The organism is Pseudomonadota bacterium (assembly GCA_040752895.1).
GTDB lineage: Bacteria > Pseudomonadota > Alphaproteobacteria.
Window position 1 is genome coordinate 96,388 of the sequence record JBFMHN010000006.1, and the last position, 19,804, is coordinate 116,191.

The following is a 19,804-nucleotide window of genomic DNA, read 5'->3' on the forward strand; positions in this document are numbered from 1 at the left end:
GTTCGGAGGGAAAGTCGGGATGGCAAAAGGGTATCGGGACCGCCGCCCCAAGGCCCCCTTCAAGAAGCCAGACCGGATGCCGTTTCAGGCACTTCCGGTCTTGCGCGCCGCCAGGGCATCCCCCGATTTTTTGCCGGGGGCACCGCTCCAGCGCGCCAGGGCGCCGTGCAGTTTTGCCTCGTCGATCGGCTTCGAAATGTAATCGTTCATGCCGGCCGCCAGGTACTTCTCGCGGTCGCCCTTCATTGCGTTCGCCGTCAGGGCGATGATGGGGATGCGGGCGAGATCGCCGGGCAAGGACCGGATCTTCGCCGTTGCCTCCAGGCCATCCATTTCCGGCATCTGCACATCCATGAGGACGAGATCGTAAGGAATCGACTGGACGGCCTTGACCGCCTCGATGCCGTTGCCGACCGCGTCCACGCGATGGCCTTTCCTTTGCAGCATCACGGAAGCCAAGAGCTGGTTTACCTGATTGTCCTCGGCCAGAAGGATGCGCAGAGAACGCGAAGGCGACGGCGCTTTGGCCTGGGCGCGCTCTTTATCGCTCACATCGGCCGCGGCGCAGCCTTCCGATATCGCCCGGCCGCACAGATGGGCGATGGTGTCGAACAAAAGGGACTGAAAGACCGGCTTCGTGAGGCAAACGTCGAACCCGATCGAGCGGAAATGGGCGGTTTCCTTGCGAAGGCCGGCCGACGTGGCAAGGGCGAGCTTCATCCCGGCGAGTTCCCCGCACTTGCGAATGCGCCTGCCGAGTTCCTCGCCGTCCATCCCCGGCATCATGTGGTCGAGGATGGCGATGTCGAAGGCCGGCTTGCGTTGCTCCGCATCGGCCAGGATATTCAGCGCCGCCTTGCCGCTTTCGACGCAGACCACCTGCATCCCCCAGGATTCAAACTGCTTTTGTAAGATACGCCGGTTCAATTTCGAATCGTCCACAACCAGCACCCGCAAATTCGAAAGGCTTTCGAGCGGCAGGACCAGCGACCGCCTTCTTTTTTTCGGGTGCCCGACCTGAATTTCGAACCAGAAGGTGCTGCCATCGCCGGGCGCGCTGTCCACGCCGATCCGACCATTCATGAGCGTGACAAGCTGCTTGCAGATCGCCAGACCCAGGCCGGTGCCGCCATAGCGGCGCGTCGTCGAGGAATCGGCCTGGGTGAATCTCTGGAACAATTGATCCTGCGCCTTCCGTTGGATTCCGATCCCGGTGTCCGTCACTTCGAATCGCAGGCAGAATTTCTTCTTTGTGTCGCTCAACAGGCTGATACTGACCGCGACCGATCCTCCTGCCGTGAATTTGATCGCGTTGCCGACCAGATTCATCAGCACCTGCCGCAGCCGGGCTTGATCGCCGCGGACATGGGAGGGCACGTCCGGCGCGAAGAACGTCAGGAAATCGATCCCTTTCCCCGTGGCTTGGAGACCCAGCAATTCGCCAACGTCTTCAACGAGTTCAACAAGGTCAAAATCTATCACTTCGAGGGCGAGCTTGCCCGCCTCCAGTTTCGAGAAGTCGAGGATGTCGTTGATAATCGTCAGCAGGCTGTCGGCGGATTGGCGGATCGTTTCCGCGTATTGACGCTGTTCGTCGTCGAGTTTCGTCTCCAGCAACAGACCGGACATGCCGATCACGCCGTTCATCGGGGTGCGGATTTCGTGACTCATAACGGCAAGGAATTCGGACTTCGTGCGGGTAGCGATCTCGGCCGTCTCTTTCGCGGCCCTCAACGCCTGCTCGGCGCGCTGCCGTTTCGTGATATCGGTGACGATGGCCGTGAAAATGGCCTTCCCGTCGGTTTCCAGTACGGCCAGGCTAAGGGCGAGATGCATGGGAAATTCGGTGTCGTCCTGGCGCCGCCCCCGGGCCTCCCAGCCCCGGCTGAGAACTCGGTTTTCCTTTGCCCCACGGTGCCGATCCAAATAGCCGATATATTCTTCGCAATCGGCCAACGGCATTAAGACAAGAAAGTTCTGGCCGATGATTTTCTCCGCCGCGTAACCAAAAATCTGTTCGGCTGCCGGGTTGAAACTTTCGATCACGCCGTCCCCGTCGAAGGTGATGATACCGGTGGCGGCGGTGTCCAGAACCACCTGCAACCGCTTTTCGCTTTCCACAAGTTGCCGGGTTATGCGCTGGGTCTCGCCCGCGTGCAAGGCAAGCACACGTTCCATCTGCTTGCGCTCCGTAATATCGGAGGCGATGCTGCAAATCTCGGCGGGCCAGCCGCCCACGTCCTTCAGGACGAAACTCGTCTGCAAGAAGGTTCGCGAAACGCCTTTTACCTTGATGACGACTTCGTTCCCCTCGGGAACGTCGAGGGTGGCCAGCGCGATCCGCTCGCTTTGCTCCGCCCAGTCGCCAAGTTCCGGGTACACCTCGCGAATCGTCTTTCCCCGCCACGCCTTGGCATTGATGCCGAAAATCTCCTGCTGGCGCCGGTTGACCCATTTGTAGCGGCCGCCAATGTCCTTCAGGGATATGCAAAGGGGGGCCGAATCCAGGATGCCCTGAAGCTGGCGGTCGCCTTCGCGCAGCTTCGTTTCCATGCGCTTGCGTTCGGTGATGTCACGGGCAACCCCGACGAACAGAACCCTTCCCTTGATCCACATCTCGTTGATGGTGAGCCCGACCGGAAAGGTCGTACCGTCCCGCCGCTTGCCCTTCGCCTCGTGGCTGGCCTCGACCGCCCCCGTTTTCGCCAGATCGCCGAGAAAGCCGCTGACGCCGGCCTCGGCGTGGAGGTTGTCCTCGGAAGGAAAGGAAGGCATGAGAAGCCGGATATTCTCGCCGATGACCTCTTCGGCGACACGGCCAAACATCTTTTCTCCTCCCTGGTTGAAGGAAAGAAGGGTGCCGCTTTCATCGAGACTGAAGATGGCGTCCGGCGCGTTGGAAACGATGGCGTCCAGATAGGCCCGATTTTTTATCTCGTCCCTGAAGACCGCGTTCAAACTCAAGGTCAGGCCGACAAGCACGAAGCTATAGCTTGCCGCCCCAAGCACATGAGCGGCGGCAAATGCCGTTGCGGGCGACTGGTCCGAAAACGGCGTCAGCGCGAGTTGCCCAGCGAGGCCGACAAGGAGGGAAAGCACGAGCCAGTGTTCGAAAACGTCCTCCCGCCAGCCGCCTTTCCGAAGGTAACCCACCAAGGCGAGCAGAAAAAAACCGGCGGCGGTGAACGCTTCAAGCCCTAGCCGGGAGGCCTCTTCCGGGCGAAGGGGGGTTAGGGGAAGGAAAGAGAAAAAATAGATGCACGCCAGGGCTATCCCGCCTGCGACAAGGTAAAGGGTACCCTTTGGAACCAACGCGATTTTTTTTCGCAGGCCAGGGTGCCACGCCAGCCAACTGAACCACAACGCGCCCCCCAACAGAACGCCCGAGGCCGTCCGGTCCCAAGCCCCGCCTACGGAATGCCCCGATGAAGGGAAGTCTGCGAGGGGGCCATGAAGGCTGAGGATATAGTAGCTGTCCAGCAGACCGGCGCCAAAGAAGCCGGCGCCGATGAAAAGAAAGGGGCTGCTTCTCTCGCCTTGAAACCGAATCAGCATCAATGCGCTGATGAAGAACGCCAGCAGCGCCGCAACCCCTTCCCCCGCGCTGAGCACTTCATGCAAAAGCGTCCACGCGCCGCCGGGCAGCAAAAAGACGCCCGCGGCAAGACTGCCTCCAAAAATCCCGTAGAAAAGAACCCTCCGACGGGCCTGCTTGGCACGTTCCGCTTTAAATGCGACCGATTGGAACATTTCGCCACCGAAAGAATTACACGAATTACGCGTGTCGTTTCTATATGACACACGTAAAAGATGTATTAAGCGGTGGCGGTGGCGATGGCGGCTGGACCTTTACCCGCCGCCGTTCCGCCCGCAAACCGGAGAAAGTTCGTCTCGTCCGGCGCCGTGTTTAGGTTTGCCGAATCTTGATCGTCTTCGCCGTCGCCTCGGCGCCGGGCCGTTTCGCGAGGACGATCTTGAGGACGCCCTTCTCGAAGGTCGCCTCGATCTTGTTCGCGTCCACCGTCTCGGGCAAACGGAACGACCGGCGGAAGCTGCCATAACTCCGTTCGGACAGGTAGCGGTTCTTCTTCTTCTCCTCCCTCTCGATCTTCTTCTCGCCCGCGATGTTGAGATAACCGTCCGACAAGGTCGCGGAAACGTCTTTTTCATCCAGGCCGGGCAGCTCAGCCGTGATTTCAACCTGCTTGTCCGTCTCGCTCATGTCGATTCGCGGGAAGACGTCGCCAAAGACCGGGCCAAGACGTCCGCCAAGATTAGCCCCGAAGAAACTGGGCGCGGAAAAGCCGTGAAGAAACTCATCGAACATGCGGTCAATCCCCTCGCGCAAGGAAAGCAAGGGGTGGATATCGCCCGCCCTGGCCGGCGCCGTTTTAGGTGCGGATTTTTTCGCCATGTCTGCCTCCTCCTATGGATTCCTATGGATGCGTTTCCCGCTTTGGTCGGCGGGGAATACCCATACATAAGTTAGGAGTTTTCCAAAAAATCCGGAGGCGGCAAATGTCTTTTCGCAAGTTCCCGCATGGAAATTTTTCCATGCGCGCCCCGCGCCAACCAGGCACGGAAGGCTTGCCGGATCGGCAACGGCCTAGAGGGCCTGACCGTCCATCTCGCCCGTCCGGATGCGCATCGCCTGGCCCACATCAAGGACGAAAATCTTGCCGTCGCCGATCTGGCCGGTCTTGGCGGCGTCGTGAATCGCTTCCACGACCCGTTCGGCGATCCCATCGTCAACAACGGCCTCGATCTTCACCTTCGGGACGAAACTCACCGCGTATTCGGCGCCGCGGTAGATCTCCGTATGGCCTTTCTGGCGGCCATACCCCTTCACTTCGCTAACGGTCATTCCCTGAACGCCGACAGCCGTTAACGCTTCGCGAACTTCGTCGAGCTTGAACGGCTTGATGATGGCGATTACGAGTTTCATGCGCGTTTCCCCCCTGTCCAAATGGCTGGCGACGTCATCTCCCTCATAGGGTGTAACCCCTTTCGCCGTGGGTGGTGATGTCGAGCCCTTCCCTCTCTTCCTGATCGCTGACCCGAAGGCCGATGGTGGCCTTAAGGACAAGGACAAGGACGACGCTCACCACGCCCGTCCAGCCGATGACGGCGGCAGAGCCGATGAGCTGAATCCAAAGCTGGTCCAGGATCGTAACCCCTTCGGCCAGGCCGAGACCGCCGAATTGCGTGGACGCGAAGACGGCCGTAAGCAGAATGCCGAGGAGGCCGCCGACGCCGTGAACGGCGAAGACGTCGAGAGAATCATCGATGCGAACCTTCTGCTTGATGAAGGTAACCGCCCACGAGCAGACCAGCCCGGCCGCAAACCCGATCGCCAGCCCGCCCAGCGGACCGACATAGCCGGAAGCCGGCGTAATCGTCGCCAGTCCCGCCACCATGCCGGTCACGATGCCAATCAGGCTCGGCTTGCCATACTTCACCCACTCGATCGCCATCCAGGTCAACGCAGCGGTGGCCGCGGAAATGTGGGTCACGGTCATCGCCATCGCCGCGTTGCCGTTGGCGGCAAGCGCGGAACCCGCGTTGAAGCCGAACCAGCCGACCCACAGCATGGCCGCACCCATCATCGTAATACCGGGGCTGTGTGGCGGCTTCACTTCGCCGGGAAAACCCTTCCGGCCGCCCAGAGCGATCGCCAGCACCAAAGCCGAGATGCCGGCCGTCGCGTGAACGACCAGTCCGCCGGCGAAGTCGCGCACGCCAAGCTCGGCGAGCCAGCCGCCGCCCCAGATCCAATGGGTGACCGGCGCATAGACGAGAAGAAGCCAGAAGCCGCTGAACAGAAGGACGGCGGAAAACTTGATCCGTTCCGGGTAGGCGCCGACGATCAGCGCCGGCGTGATGACGGCGAAGGTCATCTGAAACATGACGAAGAGGGATTCCGGGATGTCCCCCGACATGGCGTCGAACCCGACACCGGAAAGAAAAGCCTTGCCGAAGCCGCCGTACCATTGGTTCGCAGCCCCCCCGTCCCCGAAGGCGATGCTGTAGGCGCACACGACCCAAAGGACGGAAACAAGGCAAACGATCGCGAAGCAATGCATTAAGACGGAAAGCACGTTTTCCGCCCGCACGAGCCCGCCATAGAAAAGCGCCAGTCCCGGCAGCGTCATGAACAACACGAGCGCAGTGGACGTCAGTATCCACGCGGTGTTTCCGGCGCTTAAGACCGCCTCTCCCGCAAGGGCGGGGATCGGCAAAAGGCAGAGAAGAAAAACGACAAGGCAATGAAAAAGACGGTTCGATTTCAGAATCGGCATGTGTCCCCCCTGACAGCGCAGGCCTAGCGGCCGTTTCCCGCTGCATGCGGCGGCGCGCATTTACCAAATACCCTACATCTGGATGGGAACACAAGGAAGGCCCCGGTCCGTTCGCCAGCCGTCGGCGGCAACCGCCATTGAGCGCGCTTACACCGTACCGGTTGAAACCGTTAACCGGAAATTAGCCTATTTTCCTTAAGGCTTGACGCCCTTGAACCGCGCGAACTATCCGCCTCCCGAAAGAGCCGGTCGGTGAAAATCAGCCCCCACGACCCCGCCATCCGTCCCGACCCAAAAAAACGCCGCCGCCGGGACGAAAGCGAACGCCGGCTTCGCGCCGTCGTCAAGGCGGCACCCGTGCCGCTTTTCATTACCCGTGCCGACGACGGCGAGATTCTCTATGCCAACTCGGAAGCCGGGTCGCTCCTCGGCCTTCCGCCGGAGACGTTGACCGGCCGTAAGATCACGGAATTCTATGTCGCCCCGAAAAAGCGGAAGACCGTGCTCGCCACTCTCGAGAAGAAAGGCTTCATTCGTGATTATGAAATCGAGCTAAAGAAAGCCACGGGCGAGGTGATCCTTGCCCTCATCTCGTCCAACCCCATCGTCTACGAGGAAGACCTCGCCCTTCTCACGGTCGTCAGCGACACGACGGAACGCCAGCACACGCAAGAAGCCCTTCTGGAAAGCGAAAAACGCTTCCGCGGCGCCTTCGAGGCCGCTCCGCACGGCATGGCCATTGTCGGCATCAACGGCGCGTGGCTAAAGGTAAACCAGGCGCTTTGCACGATCGTCGGCTACGACGAAGAGGAATTGCTTGCGACCAACTTCCAGGCGGTTACCCACCAAGATGATTTGCAGAAAGACCTTGCCTTGGCGAGGCAGATGCTGGATGGGGAAATTTCCAGTTGCCAGATGGAGAAGCGTTATATCCACAAGGCGGGGCACGCCGTTTGGGTCTTGCTGGCCGCATCCCTGGTGCGGGATTCCCGCGATCAACCGAGCCACTTCGTTGTCCAGTGCTATGACCTGACCGAACGCAAGCGGATCGAGGAAGCCCTTCTGGAAAGCAATCGGCGGTTTCAGGGAATTATCGACTTCAGCCCCTTGTTGATTTCCATCAAGGGGGTCGATAGCCGTTACAAGCTCATCAACAAAAATTATGCGGCCTATTTGGGCATACAGAGTGAAGACATCTCCGGCAAGACGATCGCCGAACGCTACCCTGGAAATCCTGCGGTCGTTCGACAGACCGAAGAAGAAGACCGGGAACTGATCAAGACCGGCGAACCGCAACAGGACCGCATAACGACGCGCAGCAAGGGCGGCGAAGAACATCATTTTCTGGTGACGAAATTCCTGCTTCGCGATGCCGCCGGGCAACCCAATGAGATCTGCGGAATCGCGATGGACATCACGGCACGCAAGCAGGCCGAACAGGCGCTCGAGGAAAGCCAGCGCCGGCTCCAGGGCATCCTCGATTACAGCCCGATCTACATCACGATCAAAGGGGCCGATGGGCGCTACAAGATCTTCAATAGGCATTACGAAGTTAGCTCGGGCATCAAAAGCGAAGACGTCGTCGGCAAGACGAACTTTGAGCGTCCCCGCGCCGATCCGGAGCGGCCCGCAGAAATCGAACGGGAAGACAAGGAACTGCTCCGAACCGGAAAACCGAAGCAGAATTTCGAAGTTATCCGCGTTTTCAAGGGCGAGGCACGGCAATTCCTGACGACGAAGTCGCCGCTGATGGGTCCGGATGGAAAACCCAACGAGATCGTCTCCATCGGGATCGATATCACGGAACGCAAGCGGGCCGAGGAGGCCCTTCGCGAACGCGAAGAGCAGATCCGCCTTCTCCTGGAAACGGTGGGCGAAGGAATCTACGGCCTGGACACCAACGGGAACGCCACCTTCGTGAACCCGGCCGCCGCCCGCATGGTCGGCTATTCGGTCGAGGAATTGATCGGCCGGCCGATGCACGCGCGCATCCATCACAGCCATCCCGACAGCACCCCTTACCCGGCCGAACGGTGTCCGATCCACCTGACGTTGCGGGATGGCATCAGCCATACCGTGAAAGACGATGTCCTGTGGCGGAAGGACGGCACAAGCTTCCCGGTCGAATACACGAGCACCCCCATACACAAGGAGGGCAAGCTGGTGGGCACCGTCGTGACCTTCCGCGACATCACGCAACGGAAGGAGATCGAGGCGAAGCTTCGGGAAAGCGAGGCGCGGTTCCGGATGATCGCCGAGCAGGCGCCGATCCCGATCGCGATCAACCGCCTCTCGGACAGTCGAATTCTTTACGCCAACCCCCGGATGAATGCCTATTTCGGCCTGCCCCCCGGTCGGATGACCGGGATGGTCGGGGCGGATTGCTACCAGAACCCTAAAGAGCGAAAAGGCACCGTCACCCGCATCCTGGAAAAAGGTTATCTACACGACACCGAGATCAAGCTGAAAAGGCCGGACGGCACGCCGATGACGGCGATCGCTTCCTATAGCCGCATTGACTTCGACGGCAACGATGCGGTGATCGCTGTCCTTCAGGACGTGACGGAACTCAAGGAAGCCGAGGCCGCGCTGCGGGAAAGCGAGCGGCGCTTCCGCGCCGTCGTCGAAGGGGCGCCCATGCCCTTGGTCATCGCGCACGTTTCCGACGGCAAGGTGATTTTCGCCAACGCGCACGCGGCGGGGACGTTCGGTTTTGACTCCGCGTCGGAAATTACCGGCAAGCACATACACGCCTTCTACCAGAATCCCGAGGAACGGCATAAAATCATGCGGCTTGTCCATGAACAAGGCAAAGTCCAGGGATTGGAACTCCAGCTGAAGCGGAAGGACGGCACGCCGATGACCGTTCTTCTCGCCAGCCACCTTCTCACCCTTGAGGGTGAAAAAGTCGTGCTCTCTGGCTTCCAGGACATCACCGCCCTGGAAGAAGCGGAGGAAAAATTCCGGCGCGCCCAAAAGATGGAGGCCATCGGACAGCTGACCGGCGGCATCGCCCATGATTTCAACAACCTTCTCGGAGTCGTTATCGGCAATCTGGAATTGCTGGAGGAACGCGTCAAGGACGAAGCCGTACAAAAGCTGGCGAACCGCGCGCTGGGCGCCGCGGACCGGGGGGCCATGCTTATCCGGCGACTGCTGATCTTCTCCCGCAAGCAGAACCTGGCGCCGCAGCCGACCAACCTCAACCGGCTGGTCGTCGGCATGACCGAGCTGTTCGAGCACAGCCTGGCCAAGACCGTTGAAGTCCGGATCGAACTCGCCGACGAGCTTTGGCCCGTCATGGTGGACCCCAGCCAACTGGAAACCGCCATCCTGAACCTCGCCTTAAACGCCCAGGACGCGATGCCGAACGGCGGCCGGCTGACGATCGCGACCAGGAACGTCACGGCCGCCGAGACCGGACTGACGGAAGGCGAGCTTGCTGCCGGCCGTTACGTCGCACTTGTCGTGAGCGACAACGGCATCGGCATCCCGAAGGAGAATCTGGCGCGTGTGTTCGAGCCCTTCTTCACGACGAAGGGGATCGGCAAGGGCAGCGGGCTTGGGCTCAGCGTGGCCTACGGCTTCATTCGGCAATCCAACGGCCACATTCGAATCGAAAGCGCGCCCGGCGCCGGCACCCGCGTACGCGTCTACCTGCCGGCTACCGAAAAAAGCCCGAGCCTGCCAGCTACACCTTCCCTGCCGAAGGACCGCTTCCAAGGCGAAGGCGAAACCATTCTTCTCGTCGAGGACGACATCGAAATGCGGCGTCTCGCGAAACGCCTGCTGACCGACTTGAATTACCGGGTCATCGAGGCGGAGGACGCCCTTTCCGCCCAGAAGATTCTGGCCACCGACTCGGGAAGAATTGACCTGCTCTTCACGGACGTCGTGCTGCCGCGTGGCCTGAGCGGCATCGACCTCATGCGGCAGGTCAAGGAACGCTATCCGAAACTCAAAGTCCTTCTAACCTCCGGCTATATGGCCGAATTTCCCGGCCGCGACGGCATCGCCAATTTGAAGGCCGACCTCGTCGAGAAGCCCTATCGGAGGCACGTTCTCGCCCAGAAAATCCGCGCCGTGCTAGCCGACAACCGCCCGCGCACCGCGCCATCCTCCTAACCCTATGAAAGAAGCCCTCTTTCGCCTGGAAAGCGAATTGCTTTCCGGGCCGCAAATGGTTAACGTTTCCTTAACAAAAGGAGCATCCTCAACGGCAAGGGGGAAGGATGAAGGCCTATGGGGAGCTCGTCGGTGAGGTCGGCCGACGGATTCATTATCGCGCGGATCGCTACAAGGTCCGGGATTTGTTTCGACGGGTGCTGCCCGACGTTACGGTTGACCATTCTTCTTTTACCCTCCATGACCTGAGCATGAGCGGGTTTGCCGTCTTCGCCGGTCGGCAGGACGACTGGCATGGCGAGATCGACGCCGAACTGCCCATTCGCCTTCGTCTCGGCAATGCGGTCCTGCACGAAGGCCTGGGCCGCGTCCGGCGCGTCGAGCCGACGCCGTTCGGCACCAAGGTCGCGCTCCAGATCATCAACGGCTACCTGGATATCCCCGCGCTCGTCTCGGTGCACGACGAGGCGTGCCTGCGGCAGGAACTCGCGGGCGGCCTGGAGGCGGCAAACGACCGCATTGCCCCGGCGTACCGGCAACTCGTCGCTGACGTCCTGCACCTTTTGCGCCGCTACCGCCTGGCGCTTGATAAATTCGACCGCCCAACCAACCCGCACACGCCAGCGGACGATGTTCGCATGGCCGAAGCCCTCTCGATCTGCGAGGAGCGGATTCTCCCTGAATGCCGGGCTCTCTGGTACCAGGCGAACGCCCTCGTAGAGCCCGCCCTCGAAGACCCGGAAACGCTCCGGCAAACGAAACGCTTCACGGAACTGGTTCTGACCCCGGAATTTCTCGAAGGGCCGATCTGGAAGCGAAGCTACGAGAAGCCCTTAGGCTATCCCGGCGACTACGAGGTCATGAACTACGTCTATGCCTGGCGACGGCAGGGCGCCACCGCCTTCGGCAAGTTGCTGCACCGCGTCGGTCTCGACGGAATGGAATGCATCGCCAACCGCATGGTGATGATGCAGCAAACGATCGCCGAGGTCGTCGCCAGAAAGACGGGTCCCGTCCACATCACGAATCTGGCCTGCGGCCCGGCCCAGGAAGTCGTGAACTACCTGAAGCTTGCCCATCTTCCCAATCCCGTTCACCTGACGCTGATCGATCAGGATCAGCGGGCCCTAGCCCAAGCGTACGAACGGACCTACCCGGAAACGCTGCGCCTGGCCGGGCAAGCCAGCGTCAATTGCCTGCACGTCGCCTTCGTACAGTTGATGAAGGGCGAAAAAATTCTCGAAAAAATCCCCCCCCAGGACCTCATCTACGCGATCGGGCTTGTCGACTACCTGAGCGCGCGGCAGGCCAGCACCTTGCTAAAGAGCCTCTACCAGCAACTGGCGCCGGGCGGTTGCCTCGTGATCGGCAACGTCAAGAAGGGCCGACACGGGCTTTTATGGCCGGCCGAGTTCTTGTGCGACTGGTCTCTCGTATACCGGACCGAAGCCGATCTCGCGGACCTGGCAAGGGACCTGCCGACCGCGACGCGGACGATCAAGTCGGACGCCACCGACCGCATCCAGCTTCTTTATCTGCAAAGGCCGAAGCCGTAAGCCTCAAGCGGCATCGCCCGCCCGCTGCGGCATATCCTTCGACCCGGCCACCCGCTTGGCCGGAAAGCGCAGGGTCACCGTCGTGCCGATCCCAAGTTCGCTTTCGATCTCGACCGCACCGTCGTGCAGTTCCATGATTTTCTTCGCCAGCGGCAGGCCAAGGCCTGTCCCTTCATGGCCGCGGGAATAAGCACTTTCCACCTGGACAAAAGGCTCGAAGATCTTCGGGATATCTTCCTTGGCGATTCCGATGCCGGTATCTTCGATCCGAACCAGCACGCCGCCGTCCTTGGTCTCCCCGACAGAAACGGCGACGGCCCCTCCGCGCTGCGTGAACTTCACGGCGTTCGACACCAGGTTAATGAGACTTTGCCGCAAGAGCCGTGGGTCCGCCAGCAACCGGGTCACCGCCTGCGGTACGTCGAAGTGAAGTCGGACCCCGCCTTCCGCCGCCCGCTCGCGGAACATGCGCAAGCACCGGTCGATGACTTCCGTCAGGTTCACGACCTCCTCGCGCAGGGTCAGCTTGCCGGCTTCCGCCTTCGAAAGATCCAGGATATCCGTGATCAGGCTAAGGAGATGGCTTCCGCTGCTGTGGATGTCCTCGATATAGGCCCGGTATTTTTCCGAGCCAAGCGGGCCGAACATCTGCTGCTTGATGATGTCGGAAAAGCCGAGGATGGCGTTCAGCGGCGTGCGCAGTTCGTGGCTCATGACGGCAAGGAATTCCGTTTTTGCCTGGCTGCTGGCGCGGGCTTCCTCCAAAAGCTGATCGGAGCGCCATTTTTCTTTGAGAAGAAGCTGCATGTTGACGAAGTTCTGGCGAATATAGAGTTCCTGCGTGTAGCTCGTGAACACGCCAACCAGCAACGCAACACCAAGAAAGAAATTGTTGTTGATAAGGGTTTCAAGCGGGATCGGGTTGGCGACCAGCGCCACGTACTGGTAAAGCCCGATCAGCGCGACGGAAACGGCGGCGGCGTATAGGTACCGAAGCACGCTCAGGCTGGAGCAGTAGATGATGACGAGGATAAGCCCGGCGTAATAAAAATGATTGCCCGGCGCGTCCGCGATGGCCACCATGCCGAGAACGCCAAGGCCGGGAACGAGCATGCCGAGCGCGAGAATGGGCTGCGAGAATTTCCAAAAGGTTTTTGTGAGCGTAACCAGGAACATTCCGAACAGGATCGGGCAGACCAGCCCGAAACGGATAGCCCAGATTGCCATCAGTTGTTCGGGAACGATGTAAAGGTCAAGAATCGCGAACAGGGCATAGAGAAACATCCCGGAAAAGATCGATACCCAGACGATGGGAAGCGACTGCCGGATGTGCATGTTCTGGTAGCGCCGCTCCGTCTCCCCGTCGTTGAAACGAAGGCGGAGCTTTCCGAGACGGAGCTGCGGCACATTCCACGTCTCGATCGGGTTTTCTTTCATCCTTCTCCCTCAAAAGGTTAGTGCCGAACCAGGCGCGCTCCTTCGAGCGCACTGCCCGCCCCGTCGGTTAACGGTTCGTTACCAACCTATGGGAAAAGTTTAAAAAATCCTTTAAACCGCCAGGCGCTGGGTGGCCGGTTCGGAATAACCTTGCGATTCATGGGGTTCTAGAAAAAGCGGCTGAGGCGAAGTGTCACGAAATCGTCCTGGGCGATCCCGGCGAGCAGGCGCTCCCCCTTCGAATCGAAGGAGAGGCGCGCCTCCATCTCGACCTTCCAGCGGTCGCCGACCCGGCGCTCCGCCTCGACGAAGAGAAACGTCGCCTGGGAAGTCCGGTCAACGATCGCGCCGACCAGCGCCCCCGTACTCTGGGCATCGTTCAAGGCCAGCCGCGAGCCGAAAAAAACGTCCCCCTCGTTCGCCGTAAGCGGCGCGCGCGCCGGGTCGCGGCCGTCGTACTGGTGTTCGGCCAGAAGCCCAAGGTCGTAATCGGTTTCGAAGATCTGGTAGAGCGTGTATTCGAAACCGGCTACGGTCGCGAAGAACCGCCGGCCATGGCCGCTCCGCGTCATCGCCTCCAATTTCCAGAGCCACGCCCCCGTCGTCAGTTGGGCATCCAGCGAGGTTTGGTCGATCTGGTCGTAGTGCGGAACGAGAACGAGTCGGCCGCTGGTTCGAGGCGTGACGATCAGCCGAGGTTCGCGGCTTGTCCCGTGAAAATGCGCAACCCCGATGTCCCACTTACTCACCGTATGCGACCAACGCAGGGCATAATCCACATGGGCTTCTTTGGCCGCCGAGTCGTAGGTGGGATCGTCGGCGTCGATGGCAAGCGGCCCGCGCAGCCTGGCGTCGTCATCCGCGAACGTACGCTCCCGGAACCCAGGCAAGACGAAAAAACTCAGCGTTCCCCACTCCTGCCGCAGCCGGAAATTCACCATCGGCTGGCCCAACTTGTCCTCGTTATCAATGTCTTCGACGCCATCGAACTGGTTGATGATATCGACCAGATGGCGGGATTCCGTGACCCCCCAGAAAACGCGGTCGAAACCGACGACAAGATCCCAGCCGTCCCCAATATGGAGCCAGTTTGCCTCGCGGATATCGGCGTGGGTGCGGCGGTCGTCGTCGGCGTCCCAGCGCGCAAAAGGAAGAAAGGTCAGGCGGTTTTGCCGCCCGTCCCATTCGTAGACGATTTCCGGCGCGGCCTCGAAGGAGGGGGAAACCCGCGTGTCGTCCTGTTCGGAAAAGAGCGGCGGGTTTGGGAAAAACCGCGCCTCGATGGCGAGGGACCCGGCAAGGTCCCACTCCCCGGCGAAAGCGTTTCCCGCCGGTAAAAGCGCCGCGGCGACAAGAAAGAAAGTACGCGTCTTTGTCACCGGACTCGCGACAGTTGGCTTGACGTAAAGTTATCCTCGCTCAAGCCGATCCGGAAACGGTAGTCGCTAAAAAGCAGGGTCGTCGATTTTCCGGTTTGCACGTTATCCACTTCCATCCGCTGCGGTCGCCAGTAGCGATCCAGGTAACGCCGGTATTCCGACTGGACGAGAATCTTCAACAGCTCTTCCTTGCGGTCGTAGTATTCCACTTTCACGGCACGGTATTCGCTCTGGTCAATCCAGACGACCTGTTTCGTATAGCCCGAATGCTCATAGAGCGGGACGCGCGCGACGACGAAGCACATGAGCTCACCGCACGGTTCGTCCCGAAGCCATGCGTAGCTGTATTTGGCGACCTCCTGACTGGCAAGGTCTTCGTAGGCAAATTCACTGCCCATGAAGGGACCGGATTTGTTGATCGAGGAGATACGCTTCACGCGCTGGACGGCCGGCAGGTAAAGCCACTGGTCGTCGGGTTCAAGGGTCTTAGTGTGCGAAAGAAACGCCGCACCCTGCACATCGCGAGGCTCGTCAAAAATGGTCAGGCCCTTGTCGCCAAGCCCCGGCTCCGTCACTTCGAGCGCCTGGGAGCGAAGGACACGGGTGCTGGTCTCGCCGCTCCGGTTTTTCAGCACCATCTCCAACTTAACCTCGCTGTCGCCCCAGCCGAGATCGCGACGGTCCGCTTCCACGGCGATAGCAAGCCCCTTCTCTTCCGGCGTTTGCGCAAAAGCGCCGGCCGACAGGGCGAGGCCGGCGACGACGGCCAGGTGCAGAAGTGCCTTTTTACGCCACCGGATCGGCGGCGGCTTTCTTTCCATCTTTTTTCTCCTTCCAATATATCTGGCCGCGCGAAAGCGCCATGAGCAGCGGCGGCAACAATAGAAAATCCGCAAACAACGCGGCGGAAATCGCCGTGGCCGTCAACAGGCCAAGGCTCTTGTTGAGTTCGAAGGCCGAGAACGCCAGCACGCCAAATCCCGCGACCAGAACCGCCGTCATCACGAAAAGCGCCGCCCCCACCGTCGCGAAGGCGTAGCGGACGGCGGCGGGAGAATCGTAACCCCGTTCGCGGCGCGCCCGCAGGTATTTCGAAAGGAAATGGATGGTCGAGTCAACGATGATGCCGAGGCTGGTCGCCGTCACGATCGAGGCGGCCAGGCCAAGCTCGCCGACGAAGACCCCCCAAATCCCGAAGGTGATAATGGCCGGAACGATGTTTGGAATCAGGCTCAAGAGCCCGAGATGCAGGTCCCGGAAGGCGAGGATCAGCGACAGCGAGATCAGCACGAAGGCCACCCCCGTCCCCATCAGCATGCTTTTGATGTTGCGTTCGGAGATGTAGGCAAACATGACGAACGGGCCGCTGGCCTCCACCCCGGACGCGGTCGGCATGTTCTCCGCTAACCACGCTTCCGAACTCGCTTTCAGCGCACGGGCCTTCCGCGTCGAGATATTTTCCAGCGTCGCGATGAGACGGACAGAGGATTTGTCAACGTTGATCTGGTTGTTGAGGTCAAGCCCATAGGGCAGCGACATCTCGAACAACAGAAGGTATTGGGCCGCCAAATCGCGGGTTTCGGGCAGCCGGTACCAGGTCGGATCGTCTCCATGCATGTTTTTGTTCAGACGCCGCAGGATATCCGTCAACGTCTGAACGTGCACGACCCCGGGCTGCGCCTGAAGCCACTTCGCAAAAGCGTCAAGGTGCCGAAGGTATTCCGGTTCGTTGATGCCGCCGCTTTCGCCGGCCGGCAGCGAGTACTGGATCTGATAGATCCCGGAGAGATTCTGCATCGCGAAATCCGTATCGGCGCGAAACGGAATGGTGGGGCTGAAATAGTTCACGAACTGGTCGTTCAATTCGATGCGCGGAATGAAGGCGCCGAGTGCCACGACAAGTCCGCCTACCCCCCACAACAATCGCCAACGGTTGCGAACGACGAAATTCGCGAGGCGCTCCATGTGCCAGGCCGAGATTTGCCGACGCCTTGCGGGACGGACCGGCAGCACCGCCATCAAGGCGGGCAGGAACAGCATGGTATAGACCCACGCCGCGGCCACCCCGATGGCCGTGATGTTACCGAGGTCGCGGAAAGGTGGCGCATCGCTGAAGTTGAGGCTTAAGAAGCCGATCACCGTCGTAAGGCTGGTCAGGAAAACCGGGTGGAAATTTATCCGCATGCTTTCGACGATCGCTTCCCGCTTGGTGGCGCCTTGCGCCATCAACTGGCCCATCGTGACGAGGATGTGCACGCTATCGGCGATCGCCATGGTGAGGATGATTGTCGGCGCCGAAACGGAGGGCGGGGTAAGCTGGATTCCCACCCAGCCGGCAATTCCCATCGCCGTTGACGCGGAAAGACCAATCACGATCATCGTTGCGAAAGTGCCGGTCATGGAACGCAAAAGTGCGACCATGACGAGCAACAGAACGCCGTACATCAACGGCACCAGCGTCTTGAGGTCGCCCTGGCTTGCCTCGGTGAAGGCGTTGTTCAACGCCGCAAGGCCGGTGATCGCGATTTTGATGTCCGGGTGCTCTTTCCGCACCCGCTCGGCCAGCGCCCGGGCGGCGGCCAGCGCCTTCGGCACTTCCTCGGCGTTTCGCTGCGGAAGGGTGAGATTCACGTTCACGGCTGTCGTCCGGGCGTCCGGCGACACCAGTCGGTGGATGAGCAGCGGTTCGGCCAGCGCGATCGCACGAATATCCTGCAAGTCCGCCGCGTCAAGCACCGCGGGGTCCGCCACGAGATCGGCGACCGTAAGGTTGTCACCGACGGCGCTGCTGTGCTGGAAATTGGTAAGCGAATCGACGCGGGTTGCGTAAGGAACCTTCCACCCTTCTTCGGTCAAGGTCTTGACGGCGGATAGCACCTGCCGCGTGAAGACTTCGCCCTTTCCCGGCTGCAACACGAAAAGGATGTTGTCGTCTTTCGTATAGACGTTCTGGAGAGCCTCGAAGGCCGAGAGCTGGGGATTCTCCTGGCTGAAGAAGACGCGGTAATCGGTGGAGAATCCAAGATGGCGCGCCCCGCTCGTCATGGCGACGGCGGCGAGGAGGGTCAGCGCCAGAATAGCCCAGCGCCAGCGCAAGACCCATTGCATATAGCCCGTAACCGTGATCCCAAGCTTTTCGAACATGCCGCTTTCAGTCTTTCCTTCTGGGCGCTTCCTTGTATAAACTACACGGTGTAGTGTAGTTTTACGAACTCGCCAGTCAAGGTTAAACTAGCGGGCGCCCGACCGATCAGCCTATCCATAGGAAAAGGAACGAAAGAAGGTAAAGAAGATGGAATCCGCCCAGCGCCCCGACCAAGGCCAAACGCCGAACCCGAAGCGCGACGCCATTCTCGCCGCCGGGCGCCAGCTTTTCCTCGAACACGGCTACGGGGCCGTGACGATGGATCGCATCGCCAAGAAGGCGAACGTCTCGAAACGCACCGTTTACAGCCACTTCGCCAACAAAGAATCCCTTTTCGCCGGCGTCATGACCGCGATCTGCGACCTTCTGGGCGGCCGGGCGCTACCGACCGAAATTCCCACCGGCCCACCGGCGGAGGTGCTGACCGAGATCGGCCGCACGTTCGTGAACCTGGTCACCGCGCCGGACGGCATCGCCCTTTTTCGGATTGTCGTTGGGGAAAGCGCGCGTTTCCCAAAACTTGGCGCGGTTTTCTACGAGACGGGACCGGCACGGTTGGTGGACTGCATCGCAAGCTATCTCCGCGAGCAGAATCGAAAAGGCACACTGGCCGTGGCCGAGCCGGAGATCGCGGCCATGCAATTCCTCGATCTTGCGAAGTCGCGTTTTCATCTCCGTCTTGTCTTGGGAATCGGCGAGGCACCGACGGATGGGGAAAAGGCGCGCGCGGTCGGCTGCGCCGTCGAGCTTTTTCTCTGTCTCTATGCGAAGAAAAGCGGACGGACCGAAAAAACTTCGTTTGCATCGTCCCGCGATCGAACACCATAATCCCACCGAGATGAGCCTTGATCCGTCTCCCCCCCATTCGCTTGCCGTCGTCATCCCCTGCTACCGGGAACGGGCGCACATCGACCGCCTCCTGGGCGCCATCCCGCCCGAGGTTTCCTTCGTCTATTGCGTGGACGACGCCTGTCCTGAAGGAACCGGCGACCATGTCCTGAAGACCTGCCGGGACCCGCGCGTGAAGGTGATCCGCCACGCGAAGAACTTGGGGGTTGGCGGGGCGACGGTGACCGGCTACCGGGCGGCCCTTGCCGACAAGGCCGATATCGTCGTGAAGCTCGACGGGGATGGGCAAATGGACCCCGCCCTCATCCCGAAGTTCGTCGAGCCGATCCTTGAGGGAAAGGCCGACTATACGAAAGGCAACCGCTTCTACAGCTTGGCCTTCGCCAAACAGATGCCGACCGTCCGGAAGATCGGAAACGCCGCGCTCTCCTTCCTAAGCAAATTCTCCACCGGCTATTGGCGGCTTTTCGATCCCAACAACGGCTACACGGCCATCCACGCGAAGGTCCTGCGGCTGATTCCCCTGGAAAAGCTCGACCGCGGCTTCTTCTTCGAGCCCGACCTGCTCTTTCGCCTGAACACGCTGCGCGCCGCCGTCCTGGATATTCCCCTCGTGGCAAGCTATGGGAACGAGCAAAGTTTCTTGAGCGTACCGAAGATCATTCCGCATTTCCTGGTCCGGCATTCCGTCAACTTTTTCAAACGAATCTTTTACAACTACTTTCTCCGCGATTTCAGCATCGCCTCCATCGAGTGGGTGCTGGGACCTGTCGCGTTGATCTTCGGTTTCCTGTTCGGTCTTTCGAAGTGGGTCGAAAGCATCGAACGCGGCATTTCGGCAACCTCCGGCACCGTCATGGTGGCCGCTCTTTCGGTCATCGTGGGATTGCAACTGACGCTTGCCGCCTTGAGCTTCGATATCGAGCGGCAGCCCACAAGCCCCATTCATCCGCTGCTCCGCGGCGATGAGGCGACAAGCGGCGCGGGTGGCCAAATCGCGAATGTTTCCTAGGC

General features: G+C 60.4%; 13 protein-coding genes. 5 read left to right on the top strand and 8 right to left on the bottom strand.

The features are described from left to right. Nucleotides 1-84: 84 nt before the first annotated feature. Entirely contained in the window at nt 85-3,312 is a 3,228-nt protein-coding gene (locus tag AB1781_10775) for a PAS domain S-box protein (protein MEW5705049.1), read from the bottom strand. Between the two features lie 138 nt (nt 3,313-3,450). Between AB1781_10775 and AB1781_10780 the strand changes: the two genes are divergently transcribed. Beyond that, a complete protein-coding gene (locus tag AB1781_10780) occupies nt 3,451-3,798 on the top strand; it encodes a hypothetical protein (GenBank protein ID MEW5705050.1) in 348 nt (115 codons plus the stop codon). A 109-nt stretch (nt 3,799-3,907) separates the two neighbouring features. Here AB1781_10780 and AB1781_10785 read toward each other — a convergent pair whose 3' ends face one another. The 3 genes from AB1781_10785 to AB1781_10795 form a co-directional block, all read right to left on the bottom strand. Then, nucleotides 3,908-4,414, bottom strand: coding sequence for an Hsp20/alpha crystallin family protein (locus AB1781_10785; GenBank protein ID MEW5705051.1), 507 nt, complete (start codon nt 4,412-4,414; stop codon nt 3,908-3,910). Between the two features lie 192 nt (nt 4,415-4,606). Beyond that, on the bottom strand, nt 4,607-4,945 hold the full coding sequence (locus AB1781_10790; GenBank protein ID MEW5705052.1) for a P-II family nitrogen regulator: 339 nt from the start codon (nt 4,943-4,945) through the stop codon (nt 4,607-4,609). A 43-nt stretch (nt 4,946-4,988) separates the two neighbouring features. Beyond that, the gene (locus AB1781_10795) at nt 4,989-6,299 is read right to left on the bottom strand and encodes an ammonium transporter (GenBank protein ID MEW5705053.1); all 1,311 of its coding nucleotides are present in this window, start codon (nt 6,297-6,299) and stop codon (nt 4,989-4,991) included. A gap of 252 nt (nt 6,300-6,551) precedes the next feature. Between AB1781_10795 and AB1781_10800 the strand changes: the two genes are divergently transcribed. Together AB1781_10800 and AB1781_10805 are read left to right on the top strand one after the other, a co-directional pair. Continuing rightward, on the top strand, nt 6,552-10,424 hold the full coding sequence (locus tag AB1781_10800; protein MEW5705054.1) for a PAS domain S-box protein: 3,873 nt from the start codon (nt 6,552-6,554) through the stop codon (nt 10,422-10,424). 107 nt (nt 10,425-10,531) lie between these two features. Next, nucleotides 10,532-11,980, top strand: a complete 1,449-nt coding sequence (locus AB1781_10805; protein ID MEW5705055.1) for a class I SAM-dependent methyltransferase — start codon at nt 10,532-10,534, stop codon at nt 11,978-11,980. A gap of 3 nt (nt 11,981-11,983) precedes the next feature. Here AB1781_10805 and AB1781_10810 read toward each other — a convergent pair whose 3' ends face one another. The 4 genes from AB1781_10810 to AB1781_10825 form a co-directional block, all read right to left on the bottom strand. Next, the gene (locus AB1781_10810) at nt 11,984-13,417 is read right to left on the bottom strand and encodes an ATP-binding protein (GenBank protein ID MEW5705056.1); all 1,434 of its coding nucleotides are present in this window, start codon (nt 13,415-13,417) and stop codon (nt 11,984-11,986) included. A 167-nt stretch (nt 13,418-13,584) separates the two neighbouring features. Further along, the gene (locus tag AB1781_10815) at nt 13,585-14,796 is read right to left on the bottom strand and encodes a hypothetical protein (protein MEW5705057.1); all 1,212 of its coding nucleotides are present in this window, start codon (nt 14,794-14,796) and stop codon (nt 13,585-13,587) included. Continuing rightward, nucleotides 14,793-15,617, bottom strand: a complete 825-nt coding sequence (locus tag AB1781_10820; GenBank protein MEW5705058.1) for an outer membrane lipoprotein-sorting protein — start codon at nt 15,615-15,617, stop codon at nt 14,793-14,795. Before AB1781_10820 ends, AB1781_10815 begins: the two co-directional genes overlap by 4 nt. Next, entirely contained in the window at nt 15,583-17,940 is a 2,358-nt protein-coding gene (locus tag AB1781_10825) for an MMPL family transporter (protein ID MEW5705059.1), read from the bottom strand. The genes AB1781_10820 and AB1781_10825 overlap by 35 nt, the downstream gene beginning before the upstream one ends. Nucleotides 17,941-18,088: 148 nt before the next feature. Between AB1781_10825 and AB1781_10830 the strand changes: the two genes are divergently transcribed. Together AB1781_10830 and AB1781_10835 are read left to right on the top strand one after the other, a co-directional pair. Next, entirely contained in the window at nt 18,089-18,769 is a 681-nt protein-coding gene (locus AB1781_10830) for a TetR/AcrR family transcriptional regulator (GenBank protein ID MEW5705060.1), read from the top strand. Further along, entirely contained in the window at nt 18,741-19,802 is a 1,062-nt protein-coding gene (locus AB1781_10835; GenBank protein ID MEW5705061.1) for a glycosyltransferase family 2 protein, read from the top strand. Before AB1781_10830 ends, AB1781_10835 begins: the two co-directional genes overlap by 29 nt. Nucleotides 19,803-19,804: the final 2 nt, after the last annotated feature.

What these genes read in the sequence shown, in the direction of transcription:
- AB1781_10780 (MEW5705050.1), top strand. Translation starts at nt 3,451, where the DNA reads ATGAAGGCTGAGGATATAGTAGCTGTCCAGCAGACCGGCGCCAAAGAA.
- AB1781_10785 (MEW5705051.1), bottom strand. Translation starts at nt 4,414, where the DNA reads ATGGCGAAAAAATCCGCACCTAAAACGGCGCCGGCCAGGGCGGGCGAT.
- AB1781_10790 (MEW5705052.1), bottom strand. Translation starts at nt 4,945, where the DNA reads ATGAAACTCGTAATCGCCATCATCAAGCCGTTCAAGCTCGACGAAGTT.
- AB1781_10795 (MEW5705053.1), bottom strand. Translation starts at nt 6,299, where the DNA reads ATGCCGATTCTGAAATCGAACCGTCTTTTTCATTGCCTTGTCGTTTTT.
- AB1781_10805 (MEW5705055.1), top strand. Translation starts at nt 10,532, where the DNA reads ATGAAGGCCTATGGGGAGCTCGTCGGTGAGGTCGGCCGACGGATTCAT.
- AB1781_10810 (MEW5705056.1), bottom strand. Translation starts at nt 13,417, where the DNA reads ATGAAAGAAAACCCGATCGAGACGTGGAATGTGCCGCAGCTCCGTCTC.
- AB1781_10820 (MEW5705058.1), bottom strand. Translation starts at nt 15,617, where the DNA reads ATGGAAAGAAAGCCGCCGCCGATCCGGTGGCGTAAAAAGGCACTTCTG.
- AB1781_10825 (MEW5705059.1), bottom strand. Translation starts at nt 17,940, where the DNA reads ATGTTCGAAAAGCTTGGGATCACGGTTACGGGCTATATGCAATGGGTC.
- AB1781_10830 (MEW5705060.1), top strand. Translation starts at nt 18,089, where the DNA reads ATGGAATCCGCCCAGCGCCCCGACCAAGGCCAAACGCCGAACCCGAAG.